This is a genomic window from Streptomyces cellostaticus (genome assembly GCF_001513965.1).
GTDB lineage: Bacteria > Actinomycetota > Actinomycetes > Streptomycetales > Streptomycetaceae > Streptomyces > Streptomyces cellostaticus.
This window is the reverse complement of record NZ_KQ948015.1, coordinates 595015-620599: the sequence shown is the minus strand read 5'-3', so window position 1 is coordinate 620599 and position 25585 is coordinate 595015. Positions and strand designations below refer to the sequence as shown.

The 25585-nt window shown below is 73.0% G+C and carries 25 protein-coding genes and 1 pseudogene; 14 read left to right on the top strand and 12 right to left on the bottom strand.

Annotation, left to right across the window (positions count from 1 at the left end):
- The first annotated feature begins 50 nt into the window (after positions 1 to 50).
- The gene (locus tag AQI88_RS02705; protein ID WP_066991057.1) at positions 51 to 719 is read left to right on the top strand and encodes a GvpL/GvpF family gas vesicle protein; all 669 of its coding nucleotides are present in this window, start codon (positions 51 to 53) and stop codon (positions 717 to 719) included.
- Here the strand turns inward: AQI88_RS02705 and AQI88_RS02700 are convergent.
- Together AQI88_RS02700 and AQI88_RS02695 are read right to left on the bottom strand one after the other, a co-directional pair.
- Positions 700 to 1536 carry a class I SAM-dependent methyltransferase gene (locus tag AQI88_RS02700; protein ID WP_066991054.1) on the bottom strand — a complete coding sequence of 279 codons (837 nt, stop codon included), beginning with the start codon at positions 1534 to 1536 and terminating at the stop codon, positions 700 to 702. The two genes, AQI88_RS02705 and AQI88_RS02700, sit on opposite strands and share 20 nt — an antisense overlap.
- A 137-nt stretch (positions 1537 to 1673) precedes the next feature.
- Positions 1674 to 3161, bottom strand: coding sequence for a bifunctional phosphatase PAP2/diacylglycerol kinase family protein (locus AQI88_RS02695; protein ID WP_066991051.1), 1488 nt, complete (start codon positions 3159 to 3161; stop codon positions 1674 to 1676).
- A 70-nt stretch (positions 3162 to 3231) separates the two neighbouring features.
- Here AQI88_RS02695 and AQI88_RS02690 point away from each other — a divergent pair, with 70 nt between their 5' ends.
- The 3 genes from AQI88_RS02690 to AQI88_RS02680 all read left to right on the top strand — a co-directional run bounded on the left by AQI88_RS02690 (position 3232) and on the right by AQI88_RS02680 (position 6019).
- Positions 3232 to 3942, top strand: a complete 711-nt coding sequence (locus AQI88_RS02690; protein WP_066991048.1) for a histidine phosphatase family protein — start codon at positions 3232 to 3234, stop codon at positions 3940 to 3942.
- A 42-nt stretch (positions 3943 to 3984) separates the two neighbouring features.
- Positions 3985 to 5604: an ABC-F family ATP-binding cassette domain-containing protein gene (locus AQI88_RS02685; RefSeq protein ID WP_066991045.1), complete on the top strand. Its 1620-nt coding sequence runs from the start codon at positions 3985 to 3987 to the stop codon at positions 5602 to 5604.
- A gap of 127 nt (positions 5605 to 5731) precedes the next feature.
- Positions 5732 to 6019, top strand: coding sequence for a DUF6158 family protein (locus tag AQI88_RS02680; protein WP_066991043.1), 288 nt, complete (start codon positions 5732 to 5734; stop codon positions 6017 to 6019).
- A gap of 30 nt (positions 6020 to 6049) precedes the next feature.
- On the opposite strand, the gene AQI88_RS02675 is transcribed toward AQI88_RS02680, so the two are convergent.
- On the bottom strand, positions 6050 to 6592 hold the full coding sequence (locus tag AQI88_RS02675; RefSeq protein WP_066991040.1) for a type 1 glutamine amidotransferase domain-containing protein: 543 nt from the start codon (positions 6590 to 6592) through the stop codon (positions 6050 to 6052).
- A 103-nt stretch (positions 6593 to 6695) separates the two neighbouring features.
- The gene (locus tag AQI88_RS02670) at positions 6696 to 7073 is read right to left on the bottom strand and encodes a DUF2795 domain-containing protein (protein ID WP_066991037.1); all 378 of its coding nucleotides are present in this window, start codon (positions 7071 to 7073) and stop codon (positions 6696 to 6698) included.
- 357 nt (positions 7074 to 7430) lie between these two features.
- Between AQI88_RS02670 and AQI88_RS02665 the strand changes: the two genes are divergently transcribed.
- From AQI88_RS02665 to AQI88_RS02655, 3 genes are all read left to right on the top strand, one after another.
- Entirely contained in the window at positions 7431 to 8381 is a 951-nt protein-coding gene (locus AQI88_RS02665; protein ID WP_066991035.1) for a hypothetical protein, read from the top strand.
- Positions 8382 to 8596: 215 nt separating this feature from the next.
- Positions 8597 to 9853 (top strand): aminotransferase class I/II-fold pyridoxal phosphate-dependent enzyme, encoded by a 1257-nt coding sequence (locus AQI88_RS02660; protein WP_066991032.1) that lies wholly within the window; start codon positions 8597 to 8599, stop codon positions 9851 to 9853.
- Positions 9850 to 11058 (top strand): MBL fold metallo-hydrolase, encoded by a 1209-nt coding sequence (locus tag AQI88_RS02655; RefSeq protein ID WP_079057359.1) that lies wholly within the window; start codon positions 9850 to 9852, stop codon positions 11056 to 11058. Before AQI88_RS02660 ends, AQI88_RS02655 begins: the two co-directional genes overlap by 4 nt.
- Here AQI88_RS02655 and AQI88_RS02650 read toward each other — a convergent pair.
- Positions 11018 to 11653: a DedA family protein gene (locus tag AQI88_RS02650; protein ID WP_244184013.1), complete on the bottom strand. Its 636-nt coding sequence runs from the start codon at positions 11651 to 11653 to the stop codon at positions 11018 to 11020. The two genes, AQI88_RS02655 and AQI88_RS02650, sit on opposite strands and share 41 nt — an antisense overlap.
- Complete coding sequence (locus AQI88_RS02645; RefSeq protein WP_066991029.1) at positions 11650 to 12423, bottom strand: MBL fold metallo-hydrolase; 774 nt, start codon at positions 12421 to 12423, stop codon at positions 11650 to 11652. Before AQI88_RS02645 ends, AQI88_RS02650 begins: the two co-directional genes overlap by 4 nt.
- 83 nt (positions 12424 to 12506) lie before the next feature.
- Here AQI88_RS02645 and AQI88_RS02640 point away from each other — a divergent pair, with 83 nt between their 5' ends.
- The 4 genes from AQI88_RS02640 (at position 12507) to dnaK (ending at position 17751) form a co-directional block, all read left to right on the top strand.
- Positions 12507 to 12938 (top strand): hypothetical protein, encoded by a 432-nt coding sequence (locus AQI88_RS02640; protein ID WP_066991026.1) that lies wholly within the window; start codon positions 12507 to 12509, stop codon positions 12936 to 12938.
- A gap of 96 nt (positions 12939 to 13034) precedes the next feature.
- Positions 13035 to 15167 (top strand): phage holin family protein, encoded by a 2133-nt coding sequence (locus tag AQI88_RS02635; protein WP_066991023.1) that lies wholly within the window; start codon positions 13035 to 13037, stop codon positions 15165 to 15167.
- A gap of 141 nt (positions 15168 to 15308) precedes the next feature.
- Complete coding sequence (locus AQI88_RS02630) at positions 15309 to 15734, top strand: OsmC family protein (protein WP_066991020.1); 426 nt, start codon at positions 15309 to 15311, stop codon at positions 15732 to 15734.
- Positions 15735 to 15882: 148 nt separating this feature from the next.
- Complete coding sequence (gene dnaK, locus AQI88_RS02625; protein WP_066991017.1) at positions 15883 to 17751, top strand: molecular chaperone DnaK; 1869 nt, start codon at positions 15883 to 15885, stop codon at positions 17749 to 17751.
- A gap of 75 nt (positions 17752 to 17826) precedes the next feature.
- On the opposite strand, the pseudogene AQI88_RS02620 reads toward dnaK, so the two are convergent.
- From AQI88_RS02620 to AQI88_RS02610, 3 genes and pseudogenes are all read right to left on the bottom strand, one after another.
- A pseudogene (locus tag AQI88_RS02620) lies at positions 17827 to 18528 on the bottom strand (SAM-dependent methyltransferase); the annotation flags it as partial.
- 39 nt (positions 18529 to 18567) lie between these two features.
- Positions 18568 to 19431, bottom strand: a complete 864-nt coding sequence (locus AQI88_RS02615; protein WP_066991015.1) for a helix-turn-helix domain-containing protein — start codon at positions 19429 to 19431, stop codon at positions 18568 to 18570.
- Between the two features lie 97 nt (positions 19432 to 19528).
- Positions 19529 to 20407 carry a helix-turn-helix domain-containing protein gene (locus tag AQI88_RS02610; protein WP_066991013.1) on the bottom strand — a complete coding sequence of 293 codons (879 nt, stop codon included), beginning with the start codon at positions 20405 to 20407 and terminating at the stop codon, positions 19529 to 19531.
- Positions 20408 to 20475: 68 nt separating this feature from the next.
- On the opposite strand from AQI88_RS02610, the gene AQI88_RS02605 reads away from it, so the two are divergent.
- From AQI88_RS02605 to AQI88_RS02595, 3 genes are read left to right on the top strand one after another with little or no spacing between them, the layout of a single operon-like run.
- On the top strand, positions 20476 to 21552 hold the full coding sequence (locus AQI88_RS02605) for an ADP-ribosylglycohydrolase family protein (protein WP_066991010.1): 1077 nt from the start codon (positions 20476 to 20478) through the stop codon (positions 21550 to 21552).
- A gap of 48 nt (positions 21553 to 21600) precedes the next feature.
- Positions 21601 to 21906, top strand: a complete 306-nt coding sequence (locus tag AQI88_RS02600; protein WP_066991006.1) for a 4a-hydroxytetrahydrobiopterin dehydratase — start codon at positions 21601 to 21603, stop codon at positions 21904 to 21906.
- A gap of 5 nt (positions 21907 to 21911) precedes the next feature.
- A complete protein-coding gene (locus AQI88_RS02595) occupies positions 21912 to 22661 on the top strand; it encodes a class I SAM-dependent methyltransferase (RefSeq protein WP_066991003.1) in 750 nt (249 codons plus the stop codon).
- 398 nt (positions 22662 to 23059) lie between these two features.
- Here AQI88_RS02595 and AQI88_RS02590 read toward each other — a convergent pair whose 3' ends face one another.
- From AQI88_RS02590 to AQI88_RS02580, 3 genes are read right to left on the bottom strand one after another with little or no spacing between them, the layout of a single operon-like run.
- Positions 23060 to 23584 (bottom strand): hypothetical protein, encoded by a 525-nt coding sequence (locus AQI88_RS02590; protein WP_066991000.1) that lies wholly within the window; start codon positions 23582 to 23584, stop codon positions 23060 to 23062.
- Entirely contained in the window at positions 23581 to 25014 is a 1434-nt protein-coding gene (locus AQI88_RS02585; RefSeq protein ID WP_066990995.1) for a hypothetical protein, read from the bottom strand. Before AQI88_RS02585 ends, AQI88_RS02590 begins: the two co-directional genes overlap by 4 nt.
- A gap of 13 nt (positions 25015 to 25027) precedes the next feature.
- Positions 25028 to 25498 (bottom strand): hypothetical protein, encoded by a 471-nt coding sequence (locus tag AQI88_RS02580; protein WP_066990992.1) that lies wholly within the window; start codon positions 25496 to 25498, stop codon positions 25028 to 25030.
- Positions 25499 to 25585: the final 87 nt, after the last annotated feature.

Genomic DNA, 25585 nt, shown 5'->3' with positions numbered 1-25585 from the left:
CGGAGCAGATGGGATCGACTGGAAGCCGGCCGTGTGCCTTAGGAGGCCCCATGACCGGACTGCGCTACGTCTACGCCGTCTGCCGCCCCCTCGGAGCGCCCCTGCAGGCCCAGCTGACGGGCGTCGGGGGCGCGCCGCCCGCGCTGCTGCACCACCACGGGCTGGTCGCGGTCGTCAGTACGGTCCCGGAGGGCGACTTCTGCGAGGAGGCCCTGCGGGCCCGCCTGGCGGACCACGACTGGCTGGCCGCCACCGCCCGGGCCCACCAGGGCGTGATCGACGCGCTCACCACCGTCACCACCCCGCTGCCGCTGCGGCCCGCCACCGTCTTCCGGGACGACAGCGGGGTCCGGACGATGATCGAGGCCCGCGAGGACGACTTCCGGCACACCCTCGACCGGCTGGAGGGCCGGGTGGAGTGGGGCGTGAGGGCGTACGCCGAAAGCGAGCGGGCCGACGAGACCTACGCCCGGACCCTGCACGAGCGCCTCTCCCGGCATGCCGAGGAGGTCCGGCTGTACCCGCCGCAGCCCCCGCATTCCGAGGCGCCGGGCCGGAACGTGCTCGACGCGGCCTATCTGGTGTCGCGGGCCGAGTCCGAGGAATTCGTGGAACTGGTGGACCGTACGAAGGGCGAGTCGCCCGGAATCCGGGTGGAACTCACCGGCCCCTGGGCCGCCTATTCCTTCACCGGGGAGTTCACCCGCGAGGACCGGTGACCTCTTTGCGGCACAGGATCTCGCCGTGCACCACCGTGAACCAGCCGTCCTCCCGCCGGCCCCACTCCCGCCAGGCCTCGGACACCGCCCGCAGCTGCTCCGGCGTCGCGTGACCGCCCTGGGCGGCCCGCTCGGCGTAGGCCGAGGCGAGGGTCCGGTCCGCCCACAGCCCGCTCCACCAGGTCCGCTCCTCCGGTGCGGCGAACGTCCAGGTGCCGGAGGTGGCCGTGATGTCCGTGAGGCCCGCGGCCAGCGCCCAGGCCTTCAGCCGGCGCCCGGCGTCGGGCTCGCCACCGTTGGCCCGGGCGACCCGCTCGTACAGGTCCAGCCAGTCGTCCAGGCCCGGCACCGCCGGATACCAGGTCATCGCCGCGTAGTCCGCGTCGCGTACGGCGATGAACCCGCCCGGCTTCGTCACCCGGCGCATCTCGCGCAGCGCCTGCACCGGGTCGCCGACGTGCTGGAGCACCTGATGGGCGTGGACCACGCAGAAGGTGTCGTCGGGGTAGTCCAGGGCGTGCACGTCGGCGACCGCGAAGTCCACGTTGCCCAGACCGCGCGCGGCAGCGGTCTCCCGGGCCTGCTCCAGGATTCCCGGCGCCTGGTCGACGCCGGTGACCCGGCCGTCGGGAACCAGTTCCGCCAGGTCGGCGGTGATGGTGCCCGGTCCGCAGCCGATGTCCAGGATCTTCATGTGGGGCTTCAGTGAACCGAGCAGATAGGCCGCGGAGTTGGCGGCGGTCCGCCAGGTGTGCGACCGCAGCACCGACTCGTGGTGCCCGTGCGTGTAGACGGCGGTCTCCTGCGCTTTCGGCATGGCTGTGCCCCTCCTCGTCGTACCCGTTCCGGGGCCGGCGACCCCGTCCTGCGGCACGTCCCACGGTACGCGCGCATGCCGAATGGTGAGACTACCGTTTCAGGATGTGGACTGTGGACTGGAGGACTTGAGGTGGTTCAGGGCAGCGGCCGGTAGACCGTCAGGGCCCCCGGCAGCTTCTCGACCAGCACCTCCCCCCGCACCTCGGTGACCTCCCCGTCGTACGCCAGCGGTGTCCCCGGCGCGAGACCGGTCAGCCGCAGCCGCTTCACCTGCACCGCCGCATGGGCCGGGGAACGGGTGAGCGGGCCCGCCGCTGCGGCCGCCAGCAGCCGCAGCGCGGGCCTGCGGCTGCCGTGCACGACCCGCACGTCCAGCAGCCCGTCCGCCAGGCCGGTCCGGCGGCCGGGCGCGAGCCCCATCCGGTGGTAGATGCCGTTGCCCACGAACAGCAGCCACAACGGGCGGCGCCGTCCGCCGAGTTCGGCCTCCAGCGGATGCCGGTCCGCGCGCAGCACCCGCAACGCGCCGAGCACCCCGGCCGGCCAGCCGCCGATCCGGGGCGACCAGCGCTCCCGGATGCGCACCAGCTCCGGATAGACGCCCAGACTCAGCGTGTTCAGGAAGACGCCCTCCAGGTCTCCGGCGGTGAACCGGCCCACGTCCACCCGGACCGCCTCGCCCCGCTGCACGGCACCGGCCGTCGTGCGCTCGTCCTCCACCCCGAGGTCGTGGGCGAAGTGGTTGAGCGTGCCGCCGGGCAGCACCGCGAGGGGCAGGCCGTGCCGCAGCGCGACCGCGGCCGCCGCGTTCACCGTCCCGTCGCCCCCGCACACCCCGAGCGCCCGTGCCCGCGCGGCCGCCTTCTCCAACTCGGCCTCCGTGTCCTGGGGTTCACACTCCAGGAGCTCCGCACCGGGCAGCGCCCGACGCAGCACACGCACCCGCTCGCAGGTGCCCGAGGCGCGGTTGGCGACGACCACCAGACCCTCGCCCCCGGGCAGGGCAGGCGCCGCGGCCCGCGACCGCTCGGCCGGCACGACCTGGGTGCGGGCCGGCAGCAGAGCCCGCACGGCGAACGCGGCGCCCGCGCCCAGTGCCGCCCCCGCGAGCACATCGCTCGGGAAGTGCACCCCCGTGTAGACGCGGGACATGGCCACGGAGAACGCCACCGGCGCCACCACCGCCCCCCAGGCCGGCGACTCGAGGGCGACACCGGTCGCGAACGCGGCCGCCGACGCCGCGTGACCCGACGGGAACGAGGTGGTGACCGGCTGCCGCTTCAGCTGCCGCACCAGCGGCACCGGGTCCAGAACCGGCCGCGCGCGGCGCACCGACCGCTTGCCGAGGGTGTTGATGGTCAGGGAGGCCAGGCTCAGGGAGGCGATCGCGCGGGAGGCGGCCCGCCGGGCCCGCGGCGTACGGCTCGCGCTCATGGCGGCCGCCGTCGCGAACCACAACACGCCGTGATTGGCGCTGCGGCTCAGCCGCGGCAACACGCGCTCGGCACCCGGCCAGTGCCACTCGGCGGCCCTCTCGAAGAGGCGGCCGTCCAGAGCGAGCAGCCGGTCGCGCAGCGCGTGCCGCCCGGGCTTCGGGACAGTGAGGTCGACGTCTGGGCTCATGCCCGGGCGAGTACCCTGAAGTCGCCGTTTCTCGTGCGTCGGTGGTGCGATCGAGTGAGAGGAACCCCGCATGCGCCTGCTCCTCGTCCGCCACGGCCAGACCCCGTCCAATGCCGGCTTCCTGCTGGACACCGCCGTACCCGGGCCCGGTCTGACCCCGCTCGGGGAGCGACAGGCCGCCGCCCTGCCCGAGGTGCTCGCGGGTGAGGCCATCGAGGCCGTCTATGCCTCCACGCTCGTCCGCACCCGGCTGACGGCCGCCCCGCTGGCCGCCGCCCGCGGTCTTGAGGTGATCGTCCGGGACGGCATCCGGGAGGTGTCCGCGGGCGACCTGGAGATGGTGCCCGGCGACTCCGCACAGGGGCATCTCTACATGAAGACGATCTTCGCCTGGGCGGCCGGGGACACCGGGCTGCGCATGCCGGGAGGGGAGAGCGGCGCGGAGGCCCTGGCCCGGTACGACGCCGTGATCGCCGAGGCCGCCGCGAGCGGCGCCGGGAGCGTCGCCATGATCAGCCACGGCGCCGCCATCCGCATGTGGACCGCCGCCCGCGCCGGCAACGTCGACGTGGCCTTCGCCGCCCTGCGCCCGCTGGAGAACACCGGCGTGGTGATCCTGGAGGGCTCCCCGTCCGACGGCTTCGAGGCACTGTCCTGGGCCGGCGCCACCGTCGTACCGGCGGGCGAGGGCGGCCCGGCCGGAGAGCCCCTGGACGCGGCCGGCCCGCTCCCGGCCGCCGCCGGACCCGGCGCCGGCCGGCGGCCGCCCCAGGACCGATAAGGGTTTGCCCCAGGTCGGGGGCGCCCCACAGAATGCCTCTTCATGGGACATCTGGAAGCCGCGCACCTCGAGTACTACCTCCCCGACGGGAGGGCGCTGCTCGGCGATGTCTCCTTCCGGGTCGGTGAAGGCGCCGCCGTCGCCCTGGTCGGGCCGAACGGCGCCGGCAAGACGACCCTGCTCCGGCTGATCTCCGGCGAGCTGAAACCGCACGGCGGCGGCGTCACCGTCAGCGGCGGCCTCGGCGTGATGCGCCAGTTCGTGGGCTCCGTACGCGACGAGACGACCGTACGCGACCTGCTGGTCTCCGTCGCCCCGCCCCGCATCCGCGAGGCGGCCGAGGCGGTCGACACGGCCGAGCACGCCATCATGACCGTCGACGACGAGGCCGCCCAGCTGACCTACGCGCAGGCCCTCGCCGACTGGGCGGAGGCACGCGGCTACGAGGCCGAGACCCTGTGGGACATGTGCACCACCGCCGCGCTCGGCATGCCGTACGAGCGGGCCCAGTGGCGGCAGGTGCGCACGCTCTCCGGCGGCGAGCAGAAACGCCTCGTCCTGGAGGCCCTGCTGCGCGGCACCGACGAGGTGCTGCTGCTGGACGAGCCGGACAACTACCTGGACGTGCCCGGCAAACGATGGCTGGAACAGCAGCTGAAGGAGACCCGCAAGACGGTCCTGTTCGTCTCCCACGACCGTGAACTCCTCGCCCGTGCCGCCGAGAAGATCGTCTCCGTGGAGCCCGGCCCGGGCGGCGCCGACGCCTGGGTGCACGGCGGCGGCTTCGCCACCTACCACGAGGCCCGCCGCGAACGCTTCGCCCGCTTCGAGGAGTTGCGCCGCCGCTGGGACGAGAAGCACGCCCAGCTGAAGAAGCTGGTCCTCACGCTCCGACAGGCAGCCGAGAACAGCGCCGACCTGGCCTCCCGCTACCGGGCCGCGCAGACCAGGCTGCGCAAGTTCGAGGAGGCCGGCCCGCCGCCCGAGCCGCCGCGCGAGCAGGACATCACCATGCGCCTGAAGGGCGGCCGCACCGGCATCAGGGCCGTCACCTGCAAGGGGCTCGGGCTGACCGGCCTGATGAACCCCTTCGACCTGGAGGTCTTCTACGGCGAACGGGTCGCCGTGCTCGGCTCCAACGGCTCGGGCAAGTCGCACTTCCTCAGGCTGCTCGCCGGGGAGGACGTGGCGCACACGGGGGAGTGGAAGCTCGGCGCGCGGGTCGTCCCCGGCCACTTCGCGCAGACCCACGCCCACCCCGAGCTGCAGGGCCGTACCCTCCTCGACATCCTGTGGAAGGAACACTCCCAGGACCGGGGCGCGGCCATGTCCCGGCTGCGCCGCTACGAGCTGACGGGCCAGGCCGAACAGTCCTTCGACCGGCTCTCCGGCGGCCAGCAGGCCCGCTTCCAGATCCTCCTGCTGGAACTCCAGGGCGTCACCGCCCTGCTGCTGGACGAGCCCACCGACAACCTCGACCTGGAGTCCGCCGAGGCCCTCCAGGAGGGCCTGGAGGCCTTCGAGGGCACGGTCCTGGCGGTCACCCACGACCGCTGGTTCGCCCGCTCCTTCGACCGCTTCCTGGTCTTCGGCAGCGACGGCCGCGTCCGCGAGACCCCCGAGCCGGTCTGGGACGAACGCCGCGTGGAACGGGCCCGGTGACCCGGTGGCTCCGCCGGAGGGCCCGGGGAGCCGGATGTTCGTACAGTGGACTGAAGGAACGCGAGCTCCACGGCTCCCTCCCGGAAACGCTCGGGGACAGTGCAGTCCGGGTGGGTACCCGAACCGGATGAACGAACACGACGAGCGGGGCACCACCATGACCGGAGTCGACCCCAGCCGACTGGACGACCAGCAGCTCATGAAAGAGCTGGAGACGATCCACCGCACGCGCCACGACACCCTCCTGTACGGCTCGAACGACGCGCTGCGGGCCCACAACGAGCGCATGGCACAGCTCGAGGGCGAGTACCTGCGGCGCAACCCGCGCCGCCTGGTCAGTGCGGGCCGCACCCGCGAGGGCGCCCGCGAGCGCTGCTGCGGCGAGGCGGCGACTCCGGACACGTCCGGCACCTGAGGCGGCCGCACGCGAAAGATTGCGGGGGTGTCAGTCCGTCTCGGCGGCGAACACCTCCACGACTGCGTCGCAGAACGCCTTCAGATCGTCCGGCTTACGGCTGGTCACCAGCTTGTTCGGGCCGTCGGCACAGATCACCACCTGCTCGTTCACCCAGGTGCCGCCCGCGTTGCGGATGTCCGTCCGGATGCTCGGCCAGGACGTCAGCGTCCGGCCGCGTACGACGTCCGCCTCCACCAGCGTCCACGGAGCGTGGCAGATCGCGGCGACCGGACGGCCCCGCACGAAGAATTCCTTCACGAAGGCCACGGCTCCCGGGTCCATGCGCAGGAAGTCGGGACTGGCCACGCCGCCCGGCAGAACCAGTGCGCCGAAGGAACCGGCCCACGTCTCGCCGACGACGTCGTCGACCGGGAACGCGTCCGCCTTGTCCAGATGGTCGAACGCCCGGATCTCGCCGGCACGCGTCGACACCAGCACCGGCTCGTGGCCCGCGGACTCCAACGCCTTCCACGGCTCGGTCAGCTCGATCTGCTCGACGCCCTGGGGAGCCACCAGAAACGCGATACGCATGATCCCTCACCTTCCTTGTCCGGGCGGTACGGCGGTCGGCGTCGGGAACGGGCGGCGCGCGGCCCGGGCGGGTCGGCGCCGATCTCCGCCGGCCGCCCCCGGCTCATCCGCCGCCCACCAGCGCCTCGGCCAGCTGCTGCACATGGGCGTACCGGGCCGAGCGCGGAAGCCCGGCCACCGCGTCGACCAGCGAGCCCGGTGCGTTGCTCCGGCGCAGGGCCCGGGCCAGCTCGCCCGCGTTCGCGGGGAACGCGTGCCGGCTCAGGTGCCGGGCCAGCTCCAGCCGCGCCCGGTCCAGCGACGCCGGGGCCCCAAGACCGCCCACCGGCCCGCTCCAGACCTCCGGGTCGTCGTCGGCGGCCGGCTCCGGATCGTGCCACTCCTCGACGCGCGTCGGGTGCCTGGTCTGGAGCAGGCCCTTCAGCTCGTGCTTCATCTCGTCGTCCCGATGGACGCTCAACCGGTCACTGCCTCGCTGCATGTCTTCCTCCAGAGGGGAGAGGGCCCGCACCGCGTACCCGGGTACCGGCAGCCGACACAGGACCGAGGATCCTCCCCGGTGCGGTACGACGCGAACGGTCCGAGCACTTACCGAGTGACCTGCACGGGAGACGGAAAACCTGCCCTGAACCGTCCCCGGGGCGGGTGTGCGACGAGCGGCCGGCGGCCGGTCCCGGGTCACCCGTTGGGGCTGTTCGCGTCCCGCGAATGGGGTCCGGCCGCGCGCGGTGCGGCGGCCGGCGGGCTGTGATGGCAGCGAGGGCACGCCGGCCGTGTCCCGCAGCCGTACCGCCGTCCCGGCGTCCGGCGTCCGCCGTCGTGCCGAGGAGCCCGCCTCATGCGCCGCACCGTCCGTGCCCTGTCCGTCGCCGCCCTGGCCGGTGCCGGGCTCTTCATAGCCGGGCCCGCCGCCCTCGCCGCCGCCCCGGCCGAGGCCGGCCCCGGCACCAGCCCGCCCAGCGCCTCCGCCGCCGTCTCCGTGCCCTGCGACGCCCTCGCCGGGCCGGTCCCCGGCACCCTCGACCCCGCCTCCCGGGGCTTGGAGGAGGGCACAGGGTGCGAGGGCGGCGTGAACGGCGGGACCGGCGTGAACGGTGGGGATGGCGGGACCGGCGAGGGCGGCGTGAACGGTGGGGATGGCGGGACCGGCGAGGACGTCGAGACCGGTGGGGATGGCGGGACCGGCCAGGACGGCGGGATCAGTCAGGACGGCGGGACCGGCCAGGACGGCGGAATCAGTCAGGACGGCGGGACCAGTCAGGACGGCGGGACCGGTAAGGACGGCGGGAACCGCGAAGACGGTACCCAGTGCCGGGAGGGCGAGACGTGTCACGAAGGAGCCGGCCAGTGCCGCGAGGGGGAGACGTGTCACGAGGGGGCCGAACAGTGCCGCGAGGGCGAGACGTGTCACGAGGGCGCGGCACAGCACGAGGGGAGTGCCCAGTGCAGTGACGGCGGCGCCTGTGCCGACGGGACCGGGCAGTGCCGGAACGGCGCGCAGTGCCATGGCACCGGACAGGAGTGCGCCGAGGCGCGGCCCTGCACCGGTGGCGACCGTGACTGCGGGGACTCCCACGGCGCGCCCTGCCCCGCCGGGCACACCTGCCCCGGGCCCGGCAAGGACGCCGACTGCGCCCCGGCGACCGTGGAGCACGGGGCCGACGCCGGGCAGGGAGGCACCTTCGACGACTCGGTCCCGGCCCTGGTCACCGGCGGTGTGCTGATCGCCGCGGCCTGCGGGGGCGCCCTCTACCGGCTGCACGGCCGCAGGAGGTCCGCGGACGGCTGACGCGCGGCGCCGGGCGGGCCGTACCGGGGCGACCCGGGCCACCGGCCATGGACGGCCGCCAGGCGGGTACACACCATCCCGAGGGCACCACCAGCAGGCACCGTACCCACCAGCCACGCAGCCGGCACCACAGCAGCGGCCACAGGACCAGCCGACGAGGACAGCACGGCCCGGACGGGAACACCACACGGCACACGGACTGCGCGGAGGCGGACATGCGGCGGACCGACCTGGAGGACCACGGCCCCGTCCGCTACGGACCGCCCCTGCCGAGCGACGGCCTGCCCGTGCTCCCCGAACTCGCCGCCCACCTCGCCGCCGCCGCGAGCCGCGCCGACGCACAGCCCGTCGGCGGCGCCCCCGCCCTGCTGGAGGCGGCCTGCGGCTACTGGACCCGGCGCGGACTGCCCTGCGTCCCCGACCGGGTGGCCGCCGGCCCCGGCGCCCCCGCCCTGCTGCTCGCCCTGACCGCCGCGCTCGCCGGCGACGACGGTGACGTGCTCGTGCCCCGCCCCTGCGCCGCCTGGTGGGCGCCCTACGCCCGCCTGCTGGGCAGGCCCGTCTTCCACGTGCCCACCCCGGCCGAGAGCGGCGGCGTCCCCGACCCGTACGCCCTGCTGGAGACCGTGCGCCGGATCCGCGCCGAGGGCGGCGAGCCCCGGCTGCTGGTGCTGTCCGTCGCCGACGACCCCACCGCCACCGTCGCCCCGCCCGAACTGCTGCACGAGACCGTCGAGGCCGCGGCCGCCGAGGGCCTGCACCTGGTCAGCGACGAGACCTGGCGCGACACCGTGCACGACCCGCACGAGACCGTCCTGATCAGCCCCGCCGAGATGCTGCCCGAGCGGGTCACCGTCGTCACCGACCTGGCCGGCGCCCTGCTGCCGCCCGGCTGGCCCGCCGCCGTCGCCCGCTTCCCCTCCGGAGCGGCGGGGGAACACCTCCACGCGCGCGTGCTCGACATCCTCACCGCGCTCGGCGCCCGGGTCGCCCAGCCGGTCGCCGCCGCGGCCGGGTACGCCCTCGACGAACCCGAGCCCGTCACCGAGCGCCGCGAGGCCGCCGTACGCCTGCACGCGCGCGTGGCCGCCGCCGCGCACGCCGCGCTCGTCGCGGGCGGCGCGCTTGCCCGACCGCCGCAGGCCGGCCGCCATCTGTACGCCGACCTCGGCCCGCTGCGCGAAGCGCTCGCCGAGCAGGGCGTTGGCGACGCACAGGAACTGGAGGACTTCCTCACCGCCCGGCTCGGCATGCCCGCGCCCGGCGGCCACCGTTTCGGCGACGACCTCGGAGCGCTGCGCGTACGGCTCGCCACGGGGCCCCTGCTGGGCGGCACGGACGACGAACGCACGGAATGCCTCATGTCACCCTCGCCGTGGGAACTGCCACACGTGGAACGCGCGTTGATCTCCTTGAGGTCGGCCTTCGCCGATCTCCGCGACGACGCTCAGCGACGGGAGTCTCCTCGATGACGCAGCAGACGCATGAGCCCGGATCCGCCACCACGACGACCACCACGACCCCGATGACCACCTCGGCCACCACGACCACGCCGAGCGGCGCAGTCGGCAGCTCCGCACCCCCTTTCCCGCCGCTGGCCGAGCCCCGCCCCCTCGGCGAACACCGGGTGTGGCCGCGGACGTTCCACGATCGGCTCACCGCGCCGCTGCCCGGCCTCAAGGCCCTCGCCCGCTTCGCCCGCGAAGGCGCCGTACGCCCCGCCCCCGACAGCCTCGCCGACATCCCCCGGCTTCCCTGCGAACCCGGCCCGCTGCCCCGCGTGGGCACCCGCACGCTCGCCGTCTCCTGGGCGGGACACGCCAGTTGGATCGTCCGGGTCGGCGGGCTGACCGTACTCACCGACCCCGTCTGGTCCCGTCGCATCCTCGGCACCCCGGCCCGCATCACCCCCGTCGGTGTCGCCTGGGACACCCTGCCGCGCGTCGACGCGGTCGTCATCAGCCACAACCACTACGACCACCTGGACGCCCCGACCCTGCGCCGGCTCCCGCGCACCACACCGGTGTTCGTACCGGCCGGCCTCGGCCGCTGGTTCCGGCGCCGCCGGTTCACCTGCATCACCGAGCTGGACTGGTGGGAAGGCGCCGAACTGTCCGGCGTCCGCTTCGACTTCGTGCCTGCCCACCACTGGTCCAAGCGCACCCTCACCGACACCTGCCACAGCCTGTGGGGCGGCTGGGTCCTGACCGCACCCGACGGACAGCGCCTCTACTTCGCCGGCGACACCGGCTACGGCCACTGGTTCTCCCGCATCGGCCGCCGCTACCCCGGCATCGACCTCGCCCTCATGCCGATCGGCGCCTACGACCCCCGCTGGTGGCTCAGCGACGTCCACTGCAACCCGGAGGAGGCGGTCCAGGCAACCCTGGACGCGGGCGCCCGGAGGATGGCTCCCATGCACTGGGGCACGTTCGTCCTGTCGGCCGAGCCGGTACTGGAACCGCTGATGCGGGTGCGAACTGCTTGGGAGGAGGCAGGCCTGGACCGTGAGGACCTGTGGGATCTCCCGGTGGGCGGCTCAAGAGTGCTCGACCGTACTCCCCAGGGGGCGCGGGGAACTGCGCGACAAGCCACAACGGCCCCGCACTCCGCAGACGACCGAACCCTCGACGGCGCTACCGCGAAGCGCGCCGCACCACACTCGGAACCGCACTGATCACCAGCGTCAACCCCACCGCAGCAACGACACCTTCCCACGGCTCCTCGAACAGCGACCCGCCCAGAATCCCGATCACCTGATACGTCAACGCCCACGCCAGACACGCCGGCAAGTTCCCCCTGCTGAAGCGCCGCACGGGCCACTCGGCCACCAGACAGGCCAGCATCACCGGCAGCCGCCCCGCAGGCACCAGCCGGGACAGCACCAGCACCGCCACCCCATGCTCGGCCAACTTCGACTGCGCCTGCGCCAGCCGCTCCTCCGGTGCCCGCGAGCGGATCGCCTCCAGCCAGCGCGAGCCGTTCCTCGACCGCATCCCGCGCCGTCCCAGCCAGTACAGCGTCGCATCCCCGAGGAAGGCCGCCAGCGACGCCGTCACGAACACCAGCGCCAGGGAGAACGGCGCCGTCTGATGGAACGCCACCACCGCCGCCGAGCTCACCAGCGCCCCGGTCGGCACCACCGGCACCAGCGCCCCGATCAGCACCAGCAGGAACAGCGAGGGATAGCCGAGCGCCTGCTGCGTGGACTCGGGCGGCGCCGTGGACGTCGAGGCGGCGGCCAGCGTCACCGCGGAGGCCAGCCATCTCACCGCGCGACCTCCAGGCGCACACTCTCCCCGTGCCCCAGCTTGTGCACGGCCACCTTCGGCGCGGCCTCGGCCGCCAGACGCACGAACTCGTCGCCCGGCGCGTGGAATTCGTGCGGGCGCACGGCGTCCATGCCGATCGGCCAGTACGTCCCGTAGTGCACCGGCACCGCCACGCGCGGCGCCAGAAGGGCCAGCGCCCGTGCCGCCCGCCCCGCGTCCAGATGTCCCTCACCGAGGTACGGTCCCCAGCCGCCCACCGGCAGCAGCGCCACGTCCACCGGCCCGGCCTGCTCCGCCATGGTGTCGAACAGGCCCGTGTCCCCGGCGAAGTACGTCCGCGCCTCGCCCGCGACGACGTACCCGAGCGCGGGGGAGCGGTGCGGGCCGACCGGCAGCCGCCGTCCGTCGTGCCGTGCGGGCACCGCCTGCACCAGCAGATCACCGACTCGGACCTCGTCCCCCGGGACGACCTCGGTGATCCGCAGGTGGCGTAGCCGGCGCAGACCGGGTACCGCCCGTGGTGCGCCCCGGGGCACGAGCAGGCGCGTGCCCGGGGAGAGCGCCGCCAGCGAGGGCAGGTGCAGGTGGTCGGCGTGCAGATGGGAGACGAGCGCCACGTCCGTGCGGCGGGCCTCGGCAGGCGGCACGGCGCCCCGGCGACGGCGCAGATGTGCGAGCCGACGGGCGAACAACGGGTCGGTGAGCACGCGTATGTGTGAGTCTTCGAGCGTGCAGGTGGCGTGACCCCACCAGGTGATCTCCACCGGCACCTTCTTCGCCTCCTTCGCGCGACTCCCCGAAGCCTACGGGCAGGAGTAGGGTCGGCGGCGAAACCCGGAGGTGAGGGGGCGCCATGGGACAGCTGCGGGGTGCCTTTGGCGGGCTCGCGCCGGTGCGGGTCACCGCCATCGCGAGTCTGACGCCTCTGGAGGAACTGGAGGCCGACCCCTTCCTGGTGGACTCCCGCAGCCAGCACGCCATGTGCGCCCGGTGGGCGGCGGAACGCGGCTATGTGGTCGCGCGGGAACTGCTCGTCGGCGGGCTGCGTTTCGACCATTGCGCGCTGTGGGACGGAGTCCGGCCCGGCGTGGACGTGTTCGTCGCCCCCAGCCGGCGCGTGCTGGAGCGCGCCCTGTCCACGGTGGAGGAGTTCACCGCCGAATGCGCGCGGCGCGGGGTCCGGGTGGAGACGGTGGGGCGCGCCGAGCCGTCGTACGACGCGCAGATGAAGGCACGGGTGCACCGCCGCCTTTCGATGCCGACGGCGGGGTACGACGGGCGGTAACGGCTCGATGACCCGGCCGGGCCGGCGCCACCCCGTGTGACAAGGTGGGAGCCAGGCCCTGTGATCGAGCGGGCCGGGACGTGAGGTGTGCGGGGCGTGCGGGGCGTGCGGTGGCGGCGGGTCGCCAGTCAGGTCGGACGGAGCGTCACGGTGTGGGCGGTCTCCACGGTCACCATGCTCGTCCTCGCCGGTCTCCTGCCCGACTTCCGGCTCCAGTCCGCCGACGGTGACAGCGCCACCCGGATCGCGATCACCGCCGCGTGCGGTGCCGGCGCCTTCGGTGTGCTCTCGGCGGTCGTGTGGCCGCTCCTGGTACGGATGCTGCTGCTCGTGCCCGCCTTCGTCCTCGGCCTGCTGGTCTTCTTCCTCAACGGCTCCCTGCTCCTGCTCGCCCTGCGCATCAACCCCTCAGGGCGGGGTGAGGCCGCCCCGGAGACCGCCGTCATCGTCGCCGCCGTGATGTCCGCCGTCGCCTCGGCCACCGGCGCCGCCCTCGCCGTACGCGACGACGACGCCTACCGCCGCCGCCTCCTGCGCCTGGCCGGCCGCCGCCACAGGGCCGATCCGCCCTGCCCGGCCGCACCCGGCCTGGTCTGTGTCCAGCTCGACGGCGTCGGCCACGACGTCCTCACCGCCGCCGTCCGCAAGGGCCTCATGCCGACCGTCGCCCGCTGGTTGGCGACGGATGACGGCATACAACCCACGGACGACGGCATACAACCCACGGGCGACGGTATACAGCCCACGCCACACCCCACCCACCGGCTCACCCCCTGGCACACCGACTGGTCCAGCCAGACCGGCGCCAGCCAGCTCGGCATCCTGCACGGCAGCACCTTCGACGTGCCGGCCTTCCGCTGGTACGAGAAGGACCGGGGCGAGGTGATGGTGTGCAATCGCCCGACCAGCGCCGGCGAACTGCAACGCCGCGCCACACTGCATACAGGCGACGGCGGACTGCTCACCGTCGACGGCGCGAGCCGCGGCAACCTGTTCAGCGGCGGCGCCGGCGAACAGGCCCTCGTCCTGTCCATCGCCGGCCGCCGCCGCGGCCGGGAGAACCGTTCCCGCGCCGGCTACTTCGCGTACTTCTCCGACCCCGCCAACGCGGTGCGCACCGCCCTGTCCTTCGTCGCCGAGGTCGTCCGCGAGATCGGCCAGTCCACCCGCGCCAGGATCCGCAGGCAGCGGCCCCGTGTGAGCCGCGGCGGCCTCTACCCCTTCGTGCGCGCCTTCGCCACCGTCGTGGAACGGGACGTCGTGGTCGCCGCCGTGATGGGCGACCTGCTCGCCGGCCGGACCGCCGTCTACGCCGACCTCGTCGCCTACGACGAGGTCGCCCACCACTCCGGACCGCACAGCCGGGACGCCGAGAAGGTCCTGCAGCGCCTGGACCGGTCCCTCGCCCTCGTCGAGAAGGCCGCCGAACACGCCCCGCGCCCCTACCGGATCGTCGTCCTGTCCGACCACGGCCAGAGCCCCGGCGAGACCTTCCGCGCCCGCTACGGCCTCACCCTCGCCGACCTCGTCCGGGCCGGCTGCGGACTGCCCGTACCCCGCAGGGCGGAACGGACCCACAGTGGCGCCGAGGCCCGGGTGGCCGTCCGCGCGGCCCTGCACCGGCCCGTGGAGGAGAAGGGCGAACGGCACCGGCCCTCCCGCGGCTCGGAACCCGTCGTGCTCGCCTCCGGCAACCTCGGCCTGATCTCCTTCCCGGACGTGCCGCACCGCATGACCAAGGAGGAGATCGAGACCCGTCATCCCGCCCTGCTCACCACCCTCGCCAACCACCCCGGCATCGGCTTCCTCCTGGTGCGCAGCGAACAGCACGACGGCGTGGTCCTCGGCCCGAACGGCACCGAGATCCCGCTGGACGAGCTGGACGAGGAACCCGGCCCGCTCGCCCCCTTCGGTCCCGGCGCCGCCGACGCCGTCCGCCGCACGCACTCCTTCCCCCACACCGCCGACATCATGGTCAACTCCTCCCACGACCCCGCCGACGGCGAAGTCCTCGCCTTCGAGGAGCAGATCGGCTCCCACGGAGGCCTCGGCGGCGCCCAGTCCCACCCCTTCCTGCTCTCCCCGCTCACCCTGTCCGAGCCCGTGGCCGACGGAGAGGAGCTGACCGGCGCCGAGCAGGTGCACCGCGCCCTGCGCCGCTGGCTGCGCGAGGCGAACGGGCCGCAGGTACCGCTCGCCACGGCGGCGGAGGAGGAACGCGCCGCCTGAATGCGCAGCGGTGTGTGCGGGATGCCGCCTGCCGTTCACCCCGCGTGGCCCGGTCTGCACGGTGCGGTGAGCGCGGATGTGATCGGATGGGGCCCGGAACCGGAAACCCCGAGAACTCCGACCGACGTGAAAGGAACAGCCGTGGCAACCACGCGCACCGCACACACCGTCTGGGAAGGCAACCTGCTCGAGGGCAACGGAGTCGTCACCTTCGACTCCTCCGGCATCGGCCAGCAGCCGGTGTCGTGGCCGTCGCGCGCCGAGAAGGCGAACGGCAAGACCAGCCCCGAGGAGCTGATCGCCGCCGCCCACTCCAGCTGCTTCTCCATGGCGCTGTCGCACGGCCTGGCGGGCGCCGGCACCCCGCCCACCCGCCTGGAGACCAAGGCCGACGTCACCTTCCAGCCCGGCGAGGGCATCACCGGCATCCACCTGACCGTCCGCGGCGAGGTGCCCGGCCTGGACGAGGACGGCTTCCGGTCGGCGGCCGAGGACGCCAAGAAGAACTGCCCGGTCAGCCAGGCCCTGACCGGTACGACCATCACCTTGACCGCCGAGCTGGCCTGACGCCCGCCGCCCCCGGTGCCGCGCTCCCGCCCAGGGGCGCGGCATCGCCGTTTCCGGGTACCCGTCCATTGACAAGGGCGTACTTGCGTCCTGTGCTGGGAGGGCGACAGGCCTTGTGGCGGATGCGTCCTGGTGGAAGGGGCGAACCATGGCACGTGCGGTCGGGATCGATCTCGGGACGACGAACTCGGTGGTGTCCGTCCTGGAGGGCGGCGAGCCCACCGTCGTCGCCAACGCGGAGGGCGCGCGGACCACCCCCTCCGTGGTGGCGTTCGCGAAGAACGGCGAGGTACTGGTCGGCGAGGTCGCCAAACGGCAGGCCGTGACGAACGTGGAGCGCACCGCGCGCTCGGTGAAGCGGCACATGGGCGACGCGGACTGGCGCTTTCCCGAGCAGGGCTCCATCGACGGCACCCGCCTGCGCGCGCAGGAGCTGTCGGCGCGGGTGCTGCAGAAGCTGAAGCGGGACGCGGAGGCCTACCTCGGCGAGGACGTCACGGACGCGGTGATCACCGTACCGGCGTACTTCGACGACTCCCAGCGGCAGGCCACCAAGGAGGCCGGGGAGATCGCCGGCCTGAAGGTGCTGAGGATCATCAACGAGCCGACGGCCGCCGCCCTCGCCTACGGCCTGGACCGCGGCGAGGAGCAGACCGTCCTCGTCTTCGACCTGGGCGGCGGCACCTTCGACGTGTCCCTGCTGGAGATCGGCGACGGCGTCATCGAGGTGAAGGCCACCAACGGCGACACACGCCTCGGCGGCGACGACTGGGACCAGCGGATCGTCGAGTACCTGGTCAAGCGGTTCAAGGGGCAGTACGGCATCGACCTCGGCGGCGACAAGATGGCGGTGCAGCGGCTGCGCGAGGCCGGCGAGAAGGCAAAGATCGAGCTGTCCTCGTCCTCGGAGACCACGATCAACCTGCCCTACATCACCGCCTCCGCCGACGGCCCGCTGCACCTCGAGGAGAAACTGACGCGCGCCCAGTTCCAGGAACTGACGTCCGACCTGCTGGACCGCTGCACGACACCCTTCCACCAGGCGGTCCAGGACGCCGGCGTGCAGTTGTCCGCGGTCGACCACGTCATCCTCGTCGGCGGCTCGACCCGGATGCCCGCCGTCACCGACCTGGTCAAGGAACTCACCGGCAAGGACCCGCACAAGGGCGTCAACCCCGACGAGGTCGTCGCGGTCGGCGCGGCCCTCCAGGCCGGTGTCATCCGCGGCGACGTCAAGGATGTCCTGCTGCTGGACGTCACCCCGCTGTCCCTGGGTATCGAGACCAAGGGCGGCATCATGACCAAGCTGATCGAACGCAACACCACGATCCCGACCCGCCGTTCGGAGATCTTCACCACCGCCACCGACAACCAGCCCTCGGTCGGCATCCAGGTCTACCAGGGTGAACGCGAGATCGCCGCCTACAACAAGAAGCTCGGCGTCTTCGACCTCACCGGACTGCCGCCCGCCCCGCGCGGGATCCCGCAGATCGAGGTCGCCTTCGACATCGACGCCAACGGGATCATGCACGTCTCCGCGAAGGACCTCGGGACCGGCCGCGAACAGAAGATGACCGTCACCGGCGGCTCCGCCCTCCCCAAGGACGACATCGACCGCATGATGCGGGACGCGGAACAGTACGCGGAGGAGGACCGCAAACGCCGGGAGGCCGCCGAGACCCGCAACCAGGCCGAACAACTCGTCTACCAGACGGAGAAGTTCATCCGGGAAAACCAGGAGCGCGTGCCCGCCGACACCCGCACCGAGGTCGAGGCGGCCGTCACGGAGCTGAAGACCCGGCTGGAGCAGAACGCCGACACCGCGGCCCTGCGCACGGGCGTCGAGAAGCTCGCCACGGTCAGCCAGAAGATGGGCCAGGCCATGTACGCCCAGACCCAGCCGTCAGCGCCGGCCTCCGGCGCTCCGGCCGGCGAACAGAGCGCGCCCGACGAGGAGGGCGTGGTGGACGCGGAGATCGTCGACGAGGACAAGGAACAGAAGGGCGGAGCGGCCTGACTCCCCAGCCGCTCCCGGCCTCACCGCTCCGGGCGGGGTCCGAGCCGCCTCGGATCGCGAGACCACCCTTCCGGGTCAGGGCTTGTGCGCCACTCCCGCGTACACGGGCACGACGCCCTCGGCCTGTGCCGCCACGTCCTCGGGCTCCGGACGCCACCCGTGCACGGGGATCACCCCCGGACCGAGGAGCTCCAGGCCGTCGAAGAACCGCCGGAACTCGGTCAGTGTCCGCGGGTGGAACGGCGTGCCGCTCCGGCGGAACAGCTCCGCTGCCCGGGCCACACCGTCCGGGCTGAGGTCCTGCGTGACCTGGGACAGGATCAGGAAGCTGCCCGGGGTGAGCCGCGCGACGTAGCGCCCGACGAGGCCGTACACGTCGTCGTCGGCAGCGTTCAGGTAGTGGGTCAGCGCCACCAGGGACAGCGCGACCGGCCGGCCGAAGTCCAGGGTCTCGGCGGCCCGTCCCAGGATGGTGCCGGGGTCGCGGACGTCGGCGTGCACGTACTGTGTGCTGCCCTCGGCAGAGCCGTGCAGCAGCGCCTCGGCGTGCCGCAGCACGACCGGGTCGTTGTCCGCGTACACCACCCGGGACTCAGCGGCCGCGGCCTGCGCCACCTGGTCCAGATGGGGCTCGGTGGGGATGCCCGTGCCGATGTCCAGGAACTGGCGTATACCGGCGCCTGCGGCCGTACGGACGGCCCGGTGCATGAACCGGCGGTTGGCGCGTGCCCCGCGCACCGCCGTGCCGTCCGCGGCCAGGATCCCCCGCCTCGGCTCCGGTCATGCGGGGCTGCTCCTCAGCTGGTCACAGGGGGGTCAGAGGGCCTCGCGGAACTCCCGCAGCAGCTTCTCGGTGCGCTGCGCGGAGGCGGCCCGCGTCGTCATGTGGTCCAGCACCTCCAGATGCGCCGAGACCTCGCGGCGGGAGTCCAGGTACAGCGCGCCGGTCAGATACTCGGTGAACACCATGTCCGGCAGCTCCGGCTCGGCGAACCGGAACAGCGTGAACGGCGCGTACGTCCCCGGATGCGGGCCGGCCGCGAACTCGGCGAGCTGCAGCGTGACCCGGTCGCGGGCGGCGTACTCCAGCAGCCGGTCCAGCTGGTCGCGCATCACCTCGGGACGGACGCTCACCGGACGCCTCAGCACCGTCTCGTCCATGATCACCCACAGGTGGGGCGGATCGTCCCGCTCCAGCAGGCGCTGGCGCTCCATGCGCAGCGACACATGCCGCTCGACAGTCTCCGGCCCGGTCTGCCCGATCGTCCCGGCCTCCATCACCCCGCGCGCATACGCCTCGGTCTGCAGCAGGCCGGGCACGAAGTGCGGCTCGTAGGAGCGGATGATCCGGGCGGCGCCCTCCAGGCTCACGTACAGGCTGAACCAGTCGGGCAGCACATCGTGGAACCGCTGCCACCAGCCGGGCTGATTCGCCTCCTCGGCCAGCCGCACGAACGCGGCCGTCTCCTCCGCGGCCACCCCGTAGGTGGACAGCAGCACCTGCACGTACGGGATCTTCAGCGCGACCTCGGCCATCTCCATCCGCCGTACGGTCGCGGGTGCCACCCTCAGCACCCGGGCGGCCTCCTCACGGCTGAGCCCGGCCGCCTCGCGCAGCTCCTGCAACCGCTTGCCGAGCACCACCTGGCCCACGGTGGGCGCAGCCCGCCGCTCACTCACGCCACGCCCTCCCCTACGCGCCGAAGTACCCGGGCAGTCTGTCATGCGACGCCCGCTCGCACACGCTCTCGATCGGACCGGGATCGGGCGAGGCTCCTCAACCGGCCAGCGTGTGCAGGTACTTGGTGGTGGCCGGATCCGCGGGCAGGAACGTCTCGATGGCGAGTTCGGCGACCGTGACGTCCATGGGCGTGTTGAACGTGGAGATCGACGACACGAACGACAGGATCCGGCCGTCGTGCTCGATCCGCAGCGGCAGCGCGAAGTACGGCACCGGCCCGGCCGGTTCGGCACCGGGTGCGTCCGCGGGCACCGGGTAGGCCGCCACCTCCTCGTACAGGGCGCGCAGCGGTTCCGAGCGGTGCAGGGCGAGCTGCCGTTCCATCTGCGCCAGCAGATGCCCGCGCCATTCGCGCAGATTGCGGATGCGCGGCGCGAGACCCTCCGGGTGCAGCGTGAGCCGCATCGCGTTCGGCGCCGGCGTCATCAGCTTCTCCGGTACGCCCTCCAGCAGCATGGCGATGCCGCGGTTGGCGGCGACGACCGTGTACCCGGCGTCGACCACCAGCGCCGGGTAGGGCTCGTACCCCTGGATGAGGCGCTCCAAGCCGTCGCGCAGGACGTCCAGCGCCGGATCGTCCAGCGGGGTCTCCGGATAGCGCGGGGCGTGACCGGCCGCCACCAGCAGGGCGTTGCGCTCGCGCACGGGCACGTCCAGGTGCTCGGCCAGCCGCAGCACCATCTCCTCGCTGGGCCGGGACCGGCCGGTTTCGATGAAGCTGATGTGCCGCGCGGAGGAGTCGGCGCGCAGCGCCAGCTCCAGCTGCGAGATCCTGCGCCGCTCCCGCCAGGCGCGCAGCAGCGGGCCCGCGCCGCCCTTGTCGTTCCTGTCTGCCCTGTCTGGCCTGTCTGCCCTGCCGGTCTTGTCGGCGGGGGCGTTGGCGGTTGCTGTGGGGCCGGTCGCGACAATGGTCATGCGGACGACCGTAGTCGAGGAGACCGCTCGACGACCGCTGCCGGAGACCGGAGTTGAGGAGCACACGCATGAACCAGCCGTGGCAGCCGTCCTGGGAGGCGGCGGCGGTGTACCGGTCCAGGGTCCGCGGCTGCCTGCTCGGCGGGGCCCTCGGCGACGCGCTCGGCTACCCCGTCGAGTTCGCCTCTCTCGACCGGATCCGCGCCTCGCACGGTGAGCGCGGGGTGAGGGGCCTCGTGCCCGGTGCGCACGGCGTGGTGGGCCGGATCAGCGACGACACGCAGATGACCCTGTTCACCGTCGAGGCCCTCGTCCAGGCCCACGCACGGGAGCGGGAGAAGGGGACCGGCGGTGGCTGGGCGCTGCTGCTGCGCCGGGCGTACGAGCGGTGGCTCCAGACCCAGTCGAAGCCGGGCCCCGAGGCGGCCGAACTGCCGCACACCGGTGGCCTGATCACCGAGGCCTGGCTGTACGCCCGCCGCGCCCCCGGCAACGCCTGCCTGTCCGGAGTCGCCCAGATGTACGCCCCCGACCCCCTGCTCCCGCTCGACGGCAAGCCGGGGGAGGTCAACCCCGACTCCAAGGGCTGCGGCGCGGTGATGCGCTCGGCGCCCTTCGGTCTCGTGGGCTCCGCCGACGCGGCCTTCGCCATGGCCGCCCGTGGCGCCCAGATCACCCACGGCCACCCCACCGGCTACTACGCGGCGGGCGCGCTGGCCGCGATCGTGGCGCACCTCGTCGCCGGGGAGTCCCTGGAGGGCGCGGTGCTGCGCACGCTGCGGCTGCTGGAACGCCACCCCGGCCACGAGGAGACGACGGCCGCCCTGCGCGAAGCGCTCGACCTGGCCGCGGAAGGATCGCCGACCGCCGAGAAGACCGAGTCCCTGGGCGCGGGCTGGGTCGCCGAGGAGGCCCTCGCCCTCGGCGTCTACTGCGCCCTGGCCGAGCCCCGCGTCAAGGACGCCCTGCTGCTGTCCGTCAACCACTCGGGTGACAGCGACTCCACGGGCTCGATCTGCGGCAACCTGCTCGGTGCCCGGCACGGCGACGTCGGCCTGCCGCACGCCTGGGTCGAACGGGTGGAGGGCCGCGCCCGGATCGCCGCACTGGCGGACGACCTGGCGGCGGAGTGCGTACGGGGCTGAACGTGGCAGGCTGAACGGGCACCCGCCCGCCCCGAAGGGAGACCGGCCATGGCCGTCGAACCGCTGTCGCAGAAGGAGATCGAGGACCGGCTGGCCGAGCTGCCCGGCTGGTCGCTGGAGGAGGACCGCCTCACCCGCACCTACCGGCTCGACTCGCACTTCGCGGCGACCGCGCTCGTCGTGCACATCGCACGGATCCAGGACGAGCTGGACCACCACTCCGACCTCACCCTCGGCTACAACACCGTCTCCCTCAGCGTGAACACGCACAGCGCGGGCGGCGCCGTCACCGAGAAGGACTTCGGACTCGCCCGTAGGGTGGAGGACATCGCCCCAGGTCACCGGCCACACTGAGGGACGTGCTCAACTACGACAAGGAAGCCGACGCCTACGACACCCTGCGCGGCGGCGAGCCCCGCGCCGAGGCGGCCGCCCGGGCCGTCCTCGGCCTGATACCCGACCGGCCGGGCCGGCTCCTCGACGCCGCCTGCGGCACCGGGATCGTCACCCGGCGCATCGCCGCGGCCCGGCCCGCACTGCGCGTGACGGGCGCGGACCTCGCCCCGGGCATGGCGCACCGGGCCACGGCCCGCCTGCCCGGTGCGATCCTGCTGGCCGACAGCCGCCGCCTGCCCTTCGCCGACGCCACCTTCGACGCGGTCACCAGCATCTGGCTGCTGCACCTGCTCTCCGATGCCGCCGAGGTCCGGGCCGTCGTCGCCGAGTGCGCCCGCGTCCTGCGGCCCGGCGGGGTCTTCGTCACCACCGTCGACAAGGCCGCCGCGCACGACGTCGGCAGCGACATCGACGCCGTCCTCGCCCCGCGCCCGCGCAGGCCCGCCCAGGACGCCGCCGAAGCCGTCGCGGCCCACGCGGCCGAGCACGGGCTGCAGCCCGCCGCAGGGGCCTGCTTCACCGGCCTGGGGCAGGGCCGCAGTCCCCGTTCCACCATCGGCGACCTGCGGCGCGGCTGGTTCACCGTGCTGCCGCCCGGTGACCCGCGCGTCGAGGGGTTCGCCGAGCGGCTGGCGGCCCTTCCCGACCAGGACCGCCGCCGCCCCGACCCCCGGTTCCGCGTGCGCTCGTTCAGGAAGCTGGCGGCCGCCTGAAGTCCATCGCCCGGCCGGTCACCCAGGTCTCCCCGCCGTCCACCGAGGACGCCTGCTCCCAGCGGGCTCCGGCGGGGAGACCCCGGTCACACGAACCGGACGCGTACGCCCCGTTCCTGCGCCTCGGCACGGACACCGAGGTCCCGGCACCGGCCGAGCTGCGCGAACGGAATCCCCGCACCGCCCGGAACCGGCCGTGAAGTACGGCAACTCCCGTGCGGGCGGCGGCGACTGACAGTCGACCCCGTCCGTCCTCCCCGAGAGGTACGTCACGTGAAGCACCCGCCCCCCACCGCAGACGCCGTCGCGTCCGGGCCGCGGCGGCCGCCGCGGCAGCCCTGATCGGCGCAGGCCTGACGACCCTCCGAGGCTGCCTTCCCGAGTCGTGGGAGGCAGCCTCAGTCGACGCCCCTGAGATACACCTGGCTGTGCTGCGCGTCGAGCGGATGCAGGGCCACGGCCAGCGAGTTCAGTTCGCCTTGGCAGGGCGAGCAGACGGGCCCTTCCGTGACGTCGGCCAAGCCCTCCGGCTCCTTCAGACCGAGGTGGGCGAAGGGAGTCGTCGGCTTGACGTCCTTCGCCGAAGGAAGAGGGCTCGCCCGGTGCGACAGGGGGTTGTCGGGGGACAGTTTCCCGATGAACGCCTTGGTGTCCACCGTGGGCAGGGTGAACGCGAGCAGCAGTCCGTCGTCCTGGAAGCCCTTCTGGTAGGCCGCTCTCAGGTCGGTGGCCTGCGCCGGGACCGTGACATGCAGTCTCCCGGCGACCTCGTGCGGTGTCATCCCCTTGACCCAGTACGGAACCCGCTGCCCGCCTGGGGAGCCGTCACGCACGGACGCGCCCGGCGACGGCGACGACGAACAGGCGGCCAGGGCGCAGACCAGCGCCCCGGCGCACAGGACACCGACGGACTTCCGCCTCACCGGGCGTCTCCGTCGCGTCCGAGGTCGGTCCGCGTACCGTCCCGGCCCGGGTCGGCCGGGGCAGGCAGGGGACCCGGATCGTCGTTCCCCAGGTCGTAGTGCTGCACCGTGCCACTGCCTCTCATGTCGAACTCCTTGGCGAGTCCCGTCCTGTGCAGACGGGCCATGTCCGCGTCGGTCATGGTCGTCGGCCCGATCTGGGTGGACTTTCCAGGGTCCCAGTTGTACCGGTCCCAGACGTTGACCCGGTAGTCGAGACCGATCTTGGGTTTGCCGTCGGCCCCCGGCACCACCGTGACCACGCCCGTCGTGTTGGTGTTCGCGCTGCCGACGGCCAGAAACCAGTTCCGGTCCGAGTGCGTGTATCCGATGCCGGACGACTCCACCGGGATCGACACGGGCTTCCCGCCGGACTTACGGAAGGCCTCCAGTGCCTCTTTGCGCCATTCTTCCCGGTTGTTCTGGATGCCCTGCTCTGTCGTGAGCCGGAGCTGCGCATCGTCCTGCAGCATCCGGTCCACGTCGAGGTCCAGTGTGGTGCCGGTGCCCCGGAGGTAATGATCCATGTTGCGGGCGGCGTCGGTGTTGCCGATGACGTCGCCCCCGGCCGCCATGGCCTTGGCCTCGGCGAGGATCCAGTAGTCGTGGGCGGAGGGGTCCTCGACGTCGTAGGGGCCGGAGCCGTCGTCGGGTGCCACCTGCTTCACCTGAACGCCGAGGATGCCCGCCGAGATCAGATCGTCCTTGTGCTGCGACCACAGTTCGGCTCGTGCCTCCGGGCTCAGGGACTGCCACAGCCGGCGCAGCTCCCCCCTCTGCTCGGTGTTGGCCTCGTCGCCGAGCTCGGCGAGTTTGGTGGCCCGCGGCACCATGTCCTCGTCCAGGGAGGTGTAGGTGGCATGACCGGCGTTGAACGGATCGTCGCCGTGGCTCTTTTGGAGTGCCCGCACGACGGCGGCATCGATCTCCGAGGCGTGCCGCACGACATCGGTGAGGGTGTCGGCGTACCACTGCATCAGGTCCTTCGCCTTCTGCCCCTCCTCCTTTCCGTCCACGGTGCACATGGCCGGCATCACCTTCACCGAGCCGTGGTCCCCGTCGACCACCAGGAATCCGGCCTTCTGCGCCTCCGCGTCCAGGTCCTTCGCGTTCCGCTGGAGTCCCGCGAGTTCCGTATGTGCGTCGTCGAGCACGCTCCAGATGCTCTTGGCCTCGCTGTGCAGGTCGGTGCACTCCTTGGCCGTCTTGTCCACGAACTCACGGGTCACCGACGCGTTGAGCCCGGCCCAACGGGCGCTGTCGGCCTTCGCCTTCAACCCGTCCTGGGCATCCTTGGCCAGCGCATCGAGGTGCTTCACCGCCTGTTCCCAGGTGGCCACGGCGGAGCCGAGCTTACCCAGATCCACTTCGAGCAGGTCACGGTAGTTCACTGGTCCGACCTCCTCACTTGAAGTAGCTGCTCAGCACGGACACCGGCACGGCGGAACCGTCCCGGTTCCGCATCTCGGCGCCGATCGTCTCGTCGTCGCGCGCGTGGAGCTTCTGCGAGTAGTCCAGGTGATTCGAGATGTGCGCGAACGCCTGCAGGACCGCCTTGACCTGAGAGGTCCACACGCTCACGGTCGTCTCCAGCCCCGACCCCATGTCGAAGTGATGGCTCTTCAGCGCCGCCGCGGCCTGCATCGTCGTTCCGGCACCGCTCTTGTCGGCTCCGGCCCCTGCGATGTCGACCTGGTCGTGCAGGCGCGCATGGAGCTGGAACGCCTCGTGCCCCACGGCACCGAGGTCGTCCTGATGGACGACGAGATCCGCGTCCCCGCCGCCTCCGGAACCCGGCTGACTGTTCAACTGCATGCTCGTGTCATGCTTTTCGGCAGCTCGGTTCTTCAGCTGCTCCCATTCATCCCAGGCCATGCGTCACACGCTCCCCCGCTGCGAAGCCCCGGCACAATTCATGATCAGTTTACGCGAAGGAGGGCGCGCGTCCCGGGCGGCGCGCCC

Excerpts from the sequence above, each read along its gene's own strand:
- AQI88_RS02705 (WP_066991057.1), top strand. The coding sequence starts at position 51 with ATGACCGGACTGCGCTACGTCTACGCCGTCTGCCGCCCCCTCGGAGCG.
- AQI88_RS02700 (WP_066991054.1), bottom strand. The coding sequence starts at position 1,536 with ATGCCGAAAGCGCAGGAGACCGCCGTCTACACGCACGGGCACCACGAG.
- AQI88_RS02695 (WP_066991051.1), bottom strand. The coding sequence starts at position 3,161 with ATGAGCCCAGACGTCGACCTCACTGTCCCGAAGCCCGGGCGGCACGCG.
- AQI88_RS02690 (WP_066991048.1), top strand. The coding sequence starts at position 3,232 with ATGCGCCTGCTCCTCGTCCGCCACGGCCAGACCCCGTCCAATGCCGGC.
- AQI88_RS02685 (WP_066991045.1), top strand. The coding sequence starts at position 3,985 with ATGGGACATCTGGAAGCCGCGCACCTCGAGTACTACCTCCCCGACGGG.
- AQI88_RS02680 (WP_066991043.1), top strand. The coding sequence starts at position 5,732 with ATGAACGAACACGACGAGCGGGGCACCACCATGACCGGAGTCGACCCC.
- AQI88_RS02675 (WP_066991040.1), bottom strand. The coding sequence starts at position 6,592 with ATGCGTATCGCGTTTCTGGTGGCTCCCCAGGGCGTCGAGCAGATCGAG.
- AQI88_RS02670 (WP_066991037.1), bottom strand. The coding sequence starts at position 7,073 with ATGCAGCGAGGCAGTGACCGGTTGAGCGTCCATCGGGACGACGAGATG.
- AQI88_RS02665 (WP_066991035.1), top strand. The coding sequence starts at position 7,431 with ATGCGCCGCACCGTCCGTGCCCTGTCCGTCGCCGCCCTGGCCGGTGCC.
- AQI88_RS02660 (WP_066991032.1), top strand. The coding sequence starts at position 8,597 with ATGCGGCGGACCGACCTGGAGGACCACGGCCCCGTCCGCTACGGACCG.
- AQI88_RS02655 (WP_079057359.1), top strand. The coding sequence starts at position 9,850 with ATGACGCAGCAGACGCATGAGCCCGGATCCGCCACCACGACGACCACC.
- AQI88_RS02640 (WP_066991026.1), top strand. The coding sequence starts at position 12,507 with ATGGGACAGCTGCGGGGTGCCTTTGGCGGGCTCGCGCCGGTGCGGGTC.
- dnaK (WP_066991017.1), top strand. The coding sequence starts at position 15,883 with ATGGCACGTGCGGTCGGGATCGATCTCGGGACGACGAACTCGGTGGTG.
- AQI88_RS02610 (WP_066991013.1), bottom strand. The coding sequence starts at position 20,407 with ATGACCATTGTCGCGACCGGCCCCACAGCAACCGCCAACGCCCCCGCC.
- AQI88_RS02605 (WP_066991010.1), top strand. The coding sequence starts at position 20,476 with ATGAACCAGCCGTGGCAGCCGTCCTGGGAGGCGGCGGCGGTGTACCGG.
- AQI88_RS02600 (WP_066991006.1), top strand. The coding sequence starts at position 21,601 with ATGGCCGTCGAACCGCTGTCGCAGAAGGAGATCGAGGACCGGCTGGCC.
- AQI88_RS02580 (WP_066990992.1), bottom strand. The coding sequence starts at position 25,498 with ATGGCCTGGGATGAATGGGAGCAGCTGAAGAACCGAGCTGCCGAAAAG.